The organism is Streptomyces caniscabiei (genome assembly GCF_014930365.1).
Taxonomy (GTDB): Bacteria; Actinomycetota; Actinomycetes; order Streptomycetales; family Streptomycetaceae; genus Streptomyces; species Streptomyces caniscabiei.
In genome coordinates this window covers 457,814-470,382 of the sequence record NZ_JABXWI010000002.1, presented here as the reverse complement: position 1 = coordinate 470,382, position 12,569 = coordinate 457,814, and the positions used below count along the sequence as shown (strand labels likewise).

The following is a 12,569-nucleotide window of genomic DNA, read 5'->3' as shown; positions in this document are numbered from 1 at the left end:
GCCGGTGCCCGTCACCGGACACGCACCGGCCGACGGCTGACCCACCGCAGAGAGATCCGTCCACTGCACGAAGGGGAAGCCATGACAGCGACGACCGACGGAAGCACCGGGGCACTGCCGCCCCGCGCCCCCTCGGCCAGCGACACCGACCACGACACCCCGCAGGCGGCCGGGGTCCAGGACGCCGCCGCGCGCGCCGTACGGCGCTCCACCGACTTCCTCCTCTCCCGGCAGGACGACCAGGGCTGGTGGAAGGGCGACCTGGAGACCAACGTCACCATGGACGCCGAGGACCTGCTGCTCCGTCAGTTCCTCGGCATCCGCGACGAGGGGACCACCCGGGCCGCCGCTCTGTTCATCAGGGGCGAGCAGCGCCCTGACGGCACCTGGGCCACCTTCTACGGCGGCCCGCCCGACCTCTCCGCCACGGTCGAGGCGTACGTCGCGCTGCGACTGGCCGGGGACGAACCCGACGCCCCGCACATGGCGCGGGCGTCCGCGTGGATCCGGGAGCGGGGCGGGATCGCCGCCGCCCGGGTCTTCACCCGGATCTGGCTGGCCCTGTTCGGCTGGTGGAAGTGGGACGACCTGCCGGAGATGCCGCCGGAGATCATCTGGTTCCCGAAGTGGATGCCGCTCAACATCTACGACTTCGGATGCTGGGCCCGGCAGACGATCGTGCCGCTGACGGTGGTCTCGGCGAAGCGTCCGGTGCGGCCCGCCCCGTTCCCGCTGGACGAGCTGCACACCGACCCGGGGCGGCCGAACCCGCCCAGACCCCTTGATCCGCCGGTCAGTTGGGAGGGCGCCTTCCAGCGGCTCGACAAGGTCCTGCACGGCTACCACAAGGTCGCGCTGAAGCGGCTGCGCAAGGCCGCGATGAACAGCGCCGCCCGCTGGATCGTCGAGCGCCAGGAGAACGACGGCTGCTGGGGCGGCATCCAGCCGCCGGCCGTGTACTCGCTCATCGCGTTGCATCTGCTCGGCTACGACCTCCAGCACCCCGTGATGCGGGCCGGGCTGGAGTCTCTCGACCGGTTCGCCGTGTGGCGCGAGGACGGGGCCCGGATGATCGAGGCCTGCCAGTCGCCGGTGTGGGACACCTGCCTCGCCACCATCGCGCTCGCCGACGCGGGCTTGCCCGCCGACCACCCCCAACTCGTCAAGGCCGCCGACTGGATGCTCGGCGAGGAGATCGTCCGCCCCGGCGACTGGGCGGTGAAGCGGCCCCAACTCCCGCCCGGCGGCTGGGCCTTCGAGTTCCACAACGACAACTACCCCGACATCGACGACACTGCCGAGGTCGTCCTCGCGCTGCGCCGGGTGGCCCACCACGACCCGGAGCGCGTGGAGCGGGCCGTCCGGCGAGGGGTGCGCTGGACCGTCGGCATGCAGTCGAGGAACGGGGCGTGGGCCGCCTTCGACGTCGACAACACCAGCCCCTTCCCCAACCGGCTGCCGTTCTGCGACTTCGGCGAGGTCATCGACCCGCCGTCCGCCGATGTCACCGCGCACGTGGTGGAGATGCTCGCGGTCGAGGGCCTGTCCCACGATCCGCGCACCCGGCGCGGCATCGAGTGGCTGCTCGCCGAACAGGAGCCCAGCGGCGCGTGGTTCGGGCGCTGGGGCGTCAACTACGTGTACGGCACCGGCTCGGTGCTCCCCGCGCTGGTGGCCGCCGGGCTGCCCGCCTCGCACCCCGCGATCCGCCGGGCCGTGGCCTGGCTGGAGACCGTGCAGAACGACGACGGCGGCTGGGGCGAGGACCTGCGTTCCTACCCTGACCCCGCCGAGTGGGGCGGCAAGGGCGCCTCCACCGCCTCCCAGACCGCGTGGGCGCTGCTCGCCCTGCTGGCGGCGGGGGAGCGGGACACCAAGGCCACCGAACGCGGTGTCGAGTGGCTGGCCCGGACCCAGCGGGAGGACGGCTCCTGGGACGAGCCGTACTTCACCGGCACCGGGTTCCCCTGGGACTTCTCGATCAACTACCACCTCTACCGGCAGGTCTTCCCGCTCACCGCGCTCGGCCGGTACGTCCACGGCGAACCGGCCGTCCTGACAGCCCAGGGGCGCTGATGAACACGCCCGCCGCCCCGGCCCCGCTGCTGATCGCCTGCGCGCTCGGCATCGAGCAGCTCGCCCTGCGCAGCGGCGACCGGGGCGGCGCCGGGGGCCCGGTCACCGTCGTGCGCACCGGCATGGGCCCCCGGGCCGCCGAGCGGTCCGTCGCCCGGCTGCTCGCGGGCCCGGAGCTGCGCGACGCGGCGGTCCTGGCCACCGGGTTCTGCGCCGGACTCGCCCCGGGCATGCACCCCGGCGACCTCGTCGTCGCCGAGGAGACCCGGGGCCCCGACGGCGCCGTCACGCCCTGTGTGGGCGCCGAACTGCTGGTCAAGGAGCTGGCGAAGGCCGTACCGGGGCGCACGATCCACACGGGCCCGCTCACCGGATCGGACCACGTCGTACGCGGTCACGAGCGGGCGGATCTGTTCGCGACCGGCGCGATCGCGGTCGACATGGAGTCCGCGGTCACGCTCCACCGCGCCGTGCGATCGGGCGCACGCCCCGTTGCGGCCGTCCGGGTGGTCGTGGACGCTCCAGAACATGAACTGGTCCGGATCGGCACGGTACGCGGTGGAATATCAGCCTTCCGCGTCCTTCGTGCCGTCCTTCCCGCTTACTACGAATGGCACCGTTCCCTGCTGCTCCCCCGGAGGTGAGCCAGATGGCCATGCCGCTCCGCCAGTCCATCAAGGTGGCGACGTATCTCGCCGAACAGAAGCTCCGCAAGCGGGACAAGTTCCCGCTGATCGTCGAGCTGGAGCCGCTCTACGCCTGCAATCTGAAGTGCGAGGGCTGCGGCAAGATCCAGCATCCGGCGGGCGTGCTGAAGCAGCGCATGCCGGTGGCGCAGGCCGTGGGCGCCGTCCTGGAGTCCGGAGCGCCGATGGTCTCCATCGCCGGCGGCGAGCCCCTGATGCACCCGCAGATCGACGAGATCGTGAGGCAGCTGGTGGCCAGGAGGAAGTACGTCTTCCTGTGCACCAACGCCCTGCTGCTGCGCAAGAAGATGGAGAAGTTCAAGCCCTCGCCGTACTTCGCGTTCGCGGTGCACATCGACGGGCTGCGGGAGCGGCACGACGAGTCCGTGGCCAAGGAAGGGGTGTTCGACGAGGCCGTGGCCGCCATCAAGGAGGCCAAGCGGCGCGGCTTCCGGGTGACCACCAACTCGACGTTCTTCAACACCGACACCCCGCAGACCATCATCGAGGTCCTCAACTTCCTCAACGACGACCTCCAGGTCGACGAGATGATGATCTCGCCCGCCTACGCCTACGAGAAGGCGCCCGACCAGGAGCACTTCCTCGGCGTCGAGCAGACCCGCGAACTGTTCAAGAAGGCGTTCTCCGGCGGCAACCGCCGGCGCTGGCGGCTCAACCACTCGCCCCTCTTCCTCGACTTCCTGGAGGGGAAGGTCGACTTCCCGTGCACGGCGTGGGCGATCCCCAACTACTCGCTCTTCGGCTGGCAGAAGCCCTGCTACCTGATGAGCGACGGGTACGTCACCACGTACCGGGAGCTGATCGAGGACACCGACTGGGACGCGTACGGCCGGGGCAAGGACCCGCGCTGCGCCAACTGCATGGCGCACTGCGGCTACGAACCGACCGCCGTCCTCGCCACCATGGGCTCGCTCAAGGAGTCCCTGCGCGCCCTGCGCGAGACCGTCTCCGGGAACCAGGCGAACCACGGAAGCCAGGCGAACCACGGGAACCAGGGGTGATGTGATGACCGCCGTGTCGCTGGGCGTCCCCGAGCTGCCCGCCCGACCGATCGCGGAGCGCCGCCCTTCGCGGCGGATCCAGGTCGGGCCGGTGGCCGTGGGGGGCGGGGCCCCGGTGTCGGTGCAGTCGATGACGACGACCCGTACGTCGGACGTCGGCGCCACCCTCCAGCAGATCGCGGAACTCACCGCGTCCGGCTGCCAGATCGTCCGGGTCGCCTGTCCCACGCAGGACGACGCGGACGCCCTCGCCACCATCGCCCGCAAGTCGCAGATCCCCGTGATCGCGGACATCCACTTCCAGCCGAAGTACGTCTTCGCGGCGATCGAGGCCGGCTGCGCGGCGGTACGGGTCAACCCCGGCAACATCAAGCAGTTCGACGACAAGGTCAAGGAGATCGCGCGGGCGGCGAAGGACCACGACACCCCCATCCGGATCGGGGTCAACGCCGGCTCGCTCGACCGGCGGCTGCTGCAGAAGTACGGGAAAGCGACGCCCGAGGCGCTGGTGGAGTCCGCGCTGTGGGAGGCGTCGCTGTTCGAGGAGCACGACTTCCGGGACATCAAGATCTCGGTCAAGCACAACGACCCCGTCGTGATGATCGAGGCGTACCGGCAGTTGGCGGCCCAGTGCGACTACCCGTTGCATCTGGGGGTGACCGAGGCCGGTCCGGCGTTCCAGGGCACGATCAAGTCCGCCGTCGCCTTCGGGGCGCTGCTCAGCGAGGGGATCGGCGACACGATCCGGGTCTCGCTGAGCGCCCCGCCGGTCGAGGAGATCAAGGTCGGCATCCAGATCCTCGAGTCGCTGAACCTGCGGCAGCGGCGGCTGGAGATCGTCTCGTGTCCCTCGTGCGGGCGGGCACAGGTCGACGTGTACCGGCTGGCGGACGAGGTCACCGCCGGTCTGGAGGGCATGGAGGTCCCGTTGCGGGTCGCGGTCATGGGCTGCGTCGTCAACGGGCCCGGGGAGGCGCGGGAGGCGGACCTGGGGGTCGCCTCCGGCAACGGCAAGGGGCAGATCTTCGTGAAGGGCGAGGTCATCAGGACCGTGCCCGAGTCGAAGATCGTGGAGACCCTCATCGACGAGGCGATGAAGATCGCCGAGCAGATGGAGAAGGACGGCGTCGCGTCGGGGGAACCGGCGGTCACCGTGAGCTGACGACACGGGCTGAAGAGCACGGATCGAGAGGGGGCCCGACGTGACGATTCTGGAGAACATCCGGCAACCGCGCGACCTGAAGGCGCTGACCGAGGCGGAACTCGGTGAACTGGCCGAGGAGATCCGGGAGTTCCTGGTGCACGCGGTCGCCAGGACCGGCGGTCACCTGGGGCCCAATCTGGGGGTGGTGGAACTCACCGTCGCCCTCCACCGGGTCTTCGAGTCACCCGTCGACCGCATCGTCTGGGACACCGGACACCAGAGCTATGTGCACAAGCTGCTGACGGGACGTCAGGACTTCTCCAAGCTGCGCGGCAAGGGCGGACTGTCCGGCTATCCCTCGCGCGAGGAGTCCGCGCACGACATCGTCGAGAACAGTCACGCCTCCACGGCCCTCGGCTGGGCGGACGGCCTCGCCAAGGCGCGCCAGGTGCTGGGGGAGCGGGGCCACGTGGTCGCGGTCATCGGCGACGGCGCGCTGACCGGCGGCATGGCCTGGGAGGCGCTCAACAACATCGCCGCCGCCAAGGACCGGCCGCTGATCATCGTCGTCAACGACAACGAACGCTCCTACTCGCCGACCATCGGCGGCCTCGCCAACCACCTCGCGACCCTGCGGACCACCGACGGCTACGAGCAGTTCCTCGCCTGGGGCAAGGACGTCCTGCTGCGCACCCCGATCGTCGGCAAGGAGGTCTACGAGGCCCTGCACGGCGCGAAGAAGGGCTTCAAGGACGCCTTCGCCCCGCAGGGCATGTTCGAGGACCTGGGCCTGAAGTACGTCGGACCGATCGACGGCCACGACACCAAGGCCGTCGAGTCGGCGCTGCGGCGCGCCAAGCGCTTCCACGGCCCCGTCCTCGTGCACTGCCTGACCCAGAAGGGCCGCGGCTACGAGCCCGCCCTCGCCGACGAGGAGGACCACTTCCACACCGTCGGCGTGATGGACCCGCTGACCTGCGAGCCGCTCACCCCCGCCGGCGGCCCCTCCTGGACGTCGGTCTTCGGCGACGAGATCGTGCGGATCGGCGACGAACGCGAGGACGTCGTCGCGATCACTGCCGCGATGCTGCACCCGGTGGGACTCGGCAGATTCGCGGAGAAGTTCCCCGACCGGGTGTGGGACGTCGGGATCGCCGAGCAGCACGCCGCCGTCTCCGCCGCAGGACTGGCCACCGGCGGACTCCATCCGGTCGTCGCGGTCTACGCGACCTTCCTCAACCGGGCCTTCGACCAACTGCTGATGGACGTGGCCCTGCACCGGTGCGGCGTCACCTTCGTCCTGGACCGGGCCGGCGTGACGGGCGTCGACGGCCCCTCGCACAACGGCATGTGGGACCTGTCCGTCCTCCAGGTCGTACCGGGGCTGCGGATCGCCGCGCCCCGCGACGCCGAACAGCTGCGCACGCAGCTGCGGGAAGCGGTCGCCGTGGACGACGCCCCCACCCTGATCCGGTTCCCGAAGGAGTCGGTGGGGCCGGAGATCCCGTCGCTGGAGCGGGTCGGCGGCATGGACGTGCTGTACCGCTCCCCGTCCGCGGGGACCACGGCGTCCTCGGACCGCCCGCCCGGGGAGACCATGGCGTCCTCGGACCGCCCGCAGGTGCTGCTCGTCGCCGTCGGCGTGATGGCGTCGGTGTGCCTCCAGACCGCCGAACTGCTCGGCACCCGGGGCATCGGCTGCACCGTCGTCGACCCGCGCTGGGTCAAGCCGGTCGATCCGGCGCTGCCGTGGCTCGCCGACGAACACCGGCTGGTGGCCGTCGTGGAGGACAACAGCCGGGCCGCCGGGGTCGGTTCGGCCGTCTGCCTGGCCCTGGCGGACGCCGAGGTCGACGTACCCGTACGGCGGTTCGGCATCCCGGAGCAGTTCCTCGCGCACGCCAAACGCGCGGAGGTGCTGGCCGACATAGGGCTGACACCGGTCGAGATCGCCGGGCGGATCGCCGCGTCGCTGGCCGCCCGGGACGAGGCCGAGCAGAACCCGACGAAGGCCGAGCCCGCCGAGGAGAAACAGCGATGACCACCCTGGAACCAGCGGCCGGCACCGAGGAGTTCGACCTCGGCGGACTCCTCGCCGAGCGCGGTGCCGAGCGCTACGAACTCCACGCCCGCTACCTCAACCACCAACTCCCGCGCATGCTGCACACCATCGGCTTCGACAAGGTCTACGAGCGGGCCGAGGGCGCGTACTTCTGGGACGCGGACGGTGCCGACCACCTGGACATGCTCGCCGGGTTCGGGGTGATGGGACTCGGCCGCCACCACCCCGTGGTCCGCAAGGCCCTGCACGACGTGCTCGACGCGCAGCTCGCCGACCTCACCCGCTTCGACTGCCAGCCGCTGCCCGGGCTGCTCGCCGAGAAACTGCTCAGCCACAGCCCGCACCTGGACCGGGTGTTCTTCGGCAACAGCGGCACGGAGGCCGTCGAGACCGCGCTGAAGTTCGCCCGGTACGCCACCGGCAGACCCCGCGTCCTCTACTGCGACCACGCCTTCCACGGGCTCACCACCGGCTCGCTCTCCGTGAACGGCGAGGACGGCTTCCGGGACGGCTTCGCGCCGCTGCTCCCCGACACGGCCGTCCCGCTCGGCGATCTCGACGCGCTGGCCGCGGAGTTGCGCAAGGGGGACGTCGCCGCCCTCGTCGTCGAACCCATCCAGGGCAAGGGCGTGCACGAGGCCCCGCCCGGCTATCTGCTCGCCGCCCAGGAACTGCTGCACCGGCACAAGGCGCTGCTGATCGTCGACGAGGTGCAGACCGGGCTCGGCCGCACCGGGGACTTCTACGCCTACCAGCACGAGGACGGCGTCGAACCGGACCTGGTCTGTGTGGCCAAGGCGCTCTCCGGCGGCTATGTCCCGGTCGGCGCGACCCTCGGCAGGGACTGGATCTTCAAGAAGGTCTACTCGTCGATGGACCGGGTCCTCGTCCACTCGGCGAGCTTCGGCTCCAACGCCCAGGCCATGGCCGCCGGGCTCGCCGTCCTCTCCGTCATGGAGAACGAGCAGATCGTGGCCCATGCCCGGGCGACGGGCGAGCTGCTGAAGAACAGGCTCACGGCCCTTGTCGACAAGTACGAGCTGCTCAGCGACGTACGCGGCCGGGGCCTCATGATCGGCATCGAGTTCGGCAGGCCCAAGTCGCTTGGGCTGCGCAGCCGTTGGACCATGCTCCAGGCCGCCCGCAAGGGACTCTTCGCCCAGATGGTCGTCGTGCCGCTGCTGCGACGGCACCGCATCCTCACCCAGGTCTCGGGCGACCACCTCGAGGTGATCAAGCTGATCCCGCCGCTGATCATCGGGGAGCGCGAGGTGGACCGGTTCGTCGCCGCGTTCACGGAGGTGATGGACGACGCGCACGGCGGGGGCGGGCTGATGTGGGACTTCGGCAGGACGCTGATGAAGCAGGCGGTCGCCGGCCGCTAGCGAGGTCCGGCCGCTAGCTACGTCCGGCCAGTGGCGACGTTCGTCCGCTGGCGACGTCCGTCCGCCGGCGGTGTCCCGAGGGACTTTGCCTCTGAGGCAAGGAATTTGCCGCAGAGGCAAAGCTGCGGCTGAATGGAGGGCATGAGCCCCTCCGAGGGTACGCACCCTCCCGAGCCTCCGGTCGACACGGCACTGCCCGCCGTCGCCCCGCAACTGCGGGGCCTGCGCCGCCGGGCCGCCCTCACCCTGGAGGCCGCCGCCCGAGCCGCCGGCCTGTCGCCCGCCCATCTCTCCCGGCTGGAGACCGGACAGCGCCAGCCGTCGCTGCCGATGCTGCTCGCGCTGGCCCGCGTCTACGGTACGACCGTCTCCGAACTACTCGGCGAGACCGTCGTCGAACGGGACGCCGTGCTCCGGGCGCCCGACATGGAGCCCACCCGGGCCGGCGGCTGGACGTACTGGCAGGCGGGCGCGTCCGGGCGCGGGATGCAGGCGCTGCGCGTCCATGTGCCGCACGGCTCGCAGGGCGACATCGTGCGTGTGCACCCCGGCGAGGAGTGGCTGTACGTCCTCAAGGGGAGGCTGCGGCTGCGCCTCGGGGACACCACGCATCTGCTGGCCCCCGGGGACAGCGCGCACTTCGACTCGCTGACCCCGCACCGCATCGCCGCCGCCGACCACGACGGCGCCGACCTCCTGTTCGTCCACACCCTTCTGCAGAGCCCGACGGCCGCGCTGTGCCTCGGGCCGACCCCGTCCGGAGAGACGCCATGACCGACCTGGAAGACAAGTTCCCCCGCGCCCTGTGGGTGCGGCTCATCATCTACATCGCGGTCGGCCACGTCTTCGCGGCCTTCATCTATCTGCTGTTCGAGGTGGGCGCCAAGCAGTAGCGGCAGGTCCCGGTCGGGCGGGTCCCGGTTCGAGCAGGGCTAGTCGAGCAGACGCTCGCGCAGTCGCTCCCGGGTCTCCGGGGTGAGCTTCAGGCCCTGCTCCAGGTAGGTGTCCACGTCGCCCCAGGTCTCCTCGACGGTGTCGAAGGCGGCCTGGAGGTATTCGGCGCGGGCGTCGAAGAGAGGACTCAGGAGCTCCATGACCTCGGGGGAGTAGGCGTTCGCCGCGCTGCTGCTGCGGTGCACCTTGTACCGGCGGTGCTTGGCGTTCGACTCCAGGTAGTCGGCGACGATGGCCTCGCGCTCCACGCCCAGGGCGAGCAGGGTGATGGCGACGGAGAGGCCCGCGCGGTCCTTGCCCGCCGCGCAGTGCATCAGCGCGGGCACGCTGTCCTCGGCCAGCGCGTGCAGCACCCGGGAATGTTCCGCCGTGCGGTGCTTGATGATCGTCCGGTAGGAGGCGATCATCCGGCCGGCCCCCTTGCCGTCGTCCAGCAGGGCGCGCAGCTGGTCCAGGTCGCCGTCGCGGACCATCTTCCAGAACTCGGCGCCGTCCGCCGGGTCGCTCAGCGGCAGGTTCACATTGAGGACGCCGGGCAGCTCGACGTCCGGGCCCTCCAGCTTCTGGTCGGCCGCGTTGCGGAAGTCGAAGACCGTGTGCAGGCCCAGGGAGGCCAGGAACGCGGCGTCCTCGTCGGTCGCGTGCGCCAGGTGGCCGCTGCGGAACAGCACTCCGTGACGCACCCGGCGGCCGTCCACGGTCGGCAGACCGCCCACATCCCGGAAATTGCGCACTCCGGCCAGCTCGGGTTCGGTCGACGGGATCTGCTGCGTCACTGGGGCTCCCTCCCATCCGTCCGTCCGCGCCGGGCGCCGACGGGCGCCCACTCGACATCGAGGCGCGCACTCGACGATACGACATGGGTGCGTACGCCAATGAGTTGTCCACAGCCGGGTACGTGAGCCCGGAGCGGTTGTCCACAGGCCGCTCGGCGGACACGGCGGCGGTTGTCCACAGGCGCCGTCGACCGCCCACGGCGACCTGCGATGATGTTGAAGCCCGATCGCACCTGTTCGAATCTGTGGGGGCTTGATGTTGGAAATCGGCGCAGACGGCCGGACCTGGATTCTCACCGGGCCCAGGAGCAGCTATGCCCTGCGGCTCACCGAGAACGACGAGCTGCTGCATCTGCACTGGGGCCCCCGGATCGCCCTCGCGGACGCCGAGGAGCTGGCGGTGCGGCAGCAGCTGCCGTACTGGCCGTTCGAGGCCCCGGTCGACGGACACGAGGAGTACCCCGTCGAGGGCGGCCCCCGCTTCACCCGCCCAGCGCTCTCCGTGCGCACGGACGAGCGGCGCGGCACCGAGTGGACCTACCGGGAGTACGAGGCCGATGGCGACGAGCTGCGGCTGCGGTTCACCGACGACGGACTCGGGATCACCCTGCACTACCGGATGCGCGACGACGTGGTCGAGCGCTGGGTCACCCTGGTCAACGAGGGTCCGGCGGTGGAGCTGCTGCGGGCCGACTCGGCGACCTGGACCCTGCCGCGGCGCGAGGAGGAGCCCTGGCGCCTCTCCCAGCTGCACGGGCGGTGGGCGGCCGAGTCCCGCCTCGTGCGCGCCGACCTCACCTACGGCGAGAAGGTCATCGGCAGCCGCCGCGGGCACACCGGGCACCAGCACCTGCCCTGGGTCGCGCTCGACACCGACGCCACCGAGGAGCGCGGCGAGGTCTACGGCTGCGCCCTGGGCTGGTCGGGTTCCTGGCGGATCGCGGTGGCCCAACTCCCGGACGCGCGCGTGCAGATCACCGGCGGCGCCGGATACGACGAATCGGGACTGCTGCGGCTGGAGACGGGCGGGACCTTCACCACACCCGTCTTCGCCGGCCTGTGGAGCGACGCCGGCTTCGGCGGGGCGAGCCGCGCCTGGCACGCCTACCAGCGGGCGTACGTCATCCCGGACGCCGACCAGGACCGGCCGGTGCTCTTCAACTCCTGGGAGGCCACCGAGTTCGACATCTCCGAGGAGCAGCAGGGAGCCCTCGCGCGGCGGGCGGCGGCCATCGGGGTCGAGCTGTTCGTGGTGGACGACGGCTGGTTCGGGGCGCGGACCAGCGACCGGGCGGGCCTCGGCGACTGGACGCCCAATCCCGACCGCTTCCCGAAGGGGCTGCGGCCGCTCGCCGACTATGTGCACGCCCTCGGGATGCAGTTCGGCATCTGGGTCGAGCCGGAGATGGTCAATCCGGACAGCGAGCTGTACCGGGCGCACCCCGAATGGGCACAGTTCCAACCGGGTCGAAAGCGGACGGAACTGCGCAATCAGCTCGTCCTCAATCTCGCGCGTGAGGACGTGCGGGAATACCTGTGGGAACGGCTCGACACCCTTCTGTCCAGCGCGCCGATCGACTATGTGAAGTGGGATTTCAACCGCTGCTTCACCGACGCGGGCTGGCCGGGGGAGCCCTATCCGCAGAAGCTCTGGGTCGAGCACGTGCACGCCTTCTACGCCCTGCTGGACCGGCTGCGGGCCGCGCACCCGGGGGTCGCGTTCGAGTCGTGCTCGGGCGGCGGCGGCCGGATCGACCTCGGGGTCATGGCGCGGACGGACCAGGTGTGGACCTCCGACAACACCGACCCGCTCGACCGGCTCGCCGTCCAGCACGGCTTCAGCCAGATCCATCCGGCCCGGGCCATGGCCGCGTGGGTCACCGACAGCCCGAACAACCAGCTCAACGGGCGGGTCAGCTCGCTGCGGTTCCGGTTCGTCAGCGCCATGGCGGGTGTGCTCGGCGTGGGTGGCGACCTCACCGAGTGGAGCGAGGAGGAGCTGGCCGAGGCCCGGGAGTGGGTCGAGCTGTACAAGGAGATCCGGCCGGTCGTGCAGCGCGGTGACCTGTACCGGCTGCGGCCGCCGACGGGCGGGCTGAGCGCCGTGCAGTACGTCCACGGGGACGAGGTCGTCGTCCTCGCCTGGCTCCAGGCGCAGCACTACGGCGAGCCGCTCGCCCCGCTGCGGCTGCGCGGGCTGGACCCGACGCGGACGTACGAGTGCCGCGAATCGGGCGAAAGGTACCGGGGTGCCGTGCTGGCGCATCACGGATTGCCGACCGGGTTGCGCGGCGACTTCGATGCGACAGTTATCCGCCTCCGTCGCACTTGAGCCTTCTGTCCGAAATGATGCTGTAAATCCAACAAGACCTGGAATAAAGCCTACTGGGCCGTAGGTGAGTGAGCAGCGTCATATCCGTGACGTTCCGTTGCTGCCATGTCCACGTAATTCGGGCGGATTTCC

General features: G+C 70.8%; 10 protein-coding genes. 9 read left to right on the top strand and 1 reads right to left on the bottom strand.

Features of this window, described 5'->3' with window-relative positions:
• The first annotated feature begins 81 nt into the window (after nucleotides 1–81).
• The 8 genes from shc (at nucleotide 82) to HW837_RS06540 (ending at nucleotide 9,268) form a co-directional block, all read left to right on the top strand.
• Nucleotides 82–2,076 carry a squalene--hopene cyclase gene (gene shc, locus HW837_RS06575; protein WP_045556822.1) on the top strand — a complete coding sequence of 665 codons (1,995 nt, stop codon included), beginning with the start codon at nucleotides 82–84 and terminating at the stop codon, nucleotides 2,074–2,076.
• The gene (locus tag HW837_RS06570; protein WP_045556823.1) at nucleotides 2,076–2,720 is read left to right on the top strand and encodes a phosphorylase family protein; all 645 of its coding nucleotides are present in this window, start codon (nucleotides 2,076–2,078) and stop codon (nucleotides 2,718–2,720) included. The genes shc and HW837_RS06570 overlap by 1 nt, the downstream gene beginning before the upstream one ends.
• Nucleotides 2,721–2,725: 5 nt before the next feature.
• Nucleotides 2,726–3,784, top strand: coding sequence for an adenosyl-hopene transferase HpnH (gene hpnH, locus HW837_RS06565; protein ID WP_045556824.1), 1,059 nt, complete (start codon nucleotides 2,726–2,728; stop codon nucleotides 3,782–3,784).
• A 4-nt stretch (nucleotides 3,785–3,788) separates the two neighbouring features.
• Nucleotides 3,789–4,946: a flavodoxin-dependent (E)-4-hydroxy-3-methylbut-2-enyl-diphosphate synthase gene (gene ispG / locus HW837_RS06560; protein ID WP_045556924.1), complete on the top strand. Its 1,158-nt coding sequence runs from the start codon at nucleotides 3,789–3,791 to the stop codon at nucleotides 4,944–4,946.
• 40 nt (nucleotides 4,947–4,986) lie between these two features.
• A complete protein-coding gene (gene dxs / locus HW837_RS06555; protein ID WP_045556825.1) occupies nucleotides 4,987–6,969 on the top strand; it encodes a 1-deoxy-D-xylulose-5-phosphate synthase in 1,983 nt (660 codons plus the stop codon).
• Nucleotides 6,966–8,375, top strand: a complete 1,410-nt coding sequence (locus tag HW837_RS06550; protein ID WP_045556826.1) for an aspartate aminotransferase family protein — start codon at nucleotides 6,966–6,968, stop codon at nucleotides 8,373–8,375. Before dxs ends, HW837_RS06550 begins: the two co-directional genes overlap by 4 nt.
• Nucleotides 8,376–8,516: 141 nt before the next feature.
• The gene (locus HW837_RS06545; protein WP_045556925.1) at nucleotides 8,517–9,149 is read left to right on the top strand and encodes a helix-turn-helix domain-containing protein; all 633 of its coding nucleotides are present in this window, start codon (nucleotides 8,517–8,519) and stop codon (nucleotides 9,147–9,149) included.
• Complete coding sequence (locus HW837_RS06540; RefSeq protein ID WP_045556827.1) at nucleotides 9,146–9,268, top strand: DUF6126 family protein; 123 nt, start codon at nucleotides 9,146–9,148, stop codon at nucleotides 9,266–9,268. Before HW837_RS06545 ends, HW837_RS06540 begins: the two co-directional genes overlap by 4 nt.
• Nucleotides 9,269–9,307: 39 nt before the next feature.
• Here the strand turns inward: HW837_RS06540 and HW837_RS06535 are convergent, their stop codons facing one another.
• Complete coding sequence (locus tag HW837_RS06535) at nucleotides 9,308–10,105, bottom strand: tyrosine-protein phosphatase (protein ID WP_045556828.1); 798 nt, start codon at nucleotides 10,103–10,105, stop codon at nucleotides 9,308–9,310.
• A 256-nt stretch (nucleotides 10,106–10,361) separates the two neighbouring features.
• Between HW837_RS06535 and HW837_RS06530 the strand changes: the two genes are divergently transcribed.
• Nucleotides 10,362–12,437, top strand: coding sequence for an alpha-galactosidase (locus HW837_RS06530; protein ID WP_045556926.1), 2,076 nt, complete (start codon nucleotides 10,362–10,364; stop codon nucleotides 12,435–12,437).
• The last annotated feature ends 132 nt before the right edge of the window (nucleotides 12,438–12,569 follow it).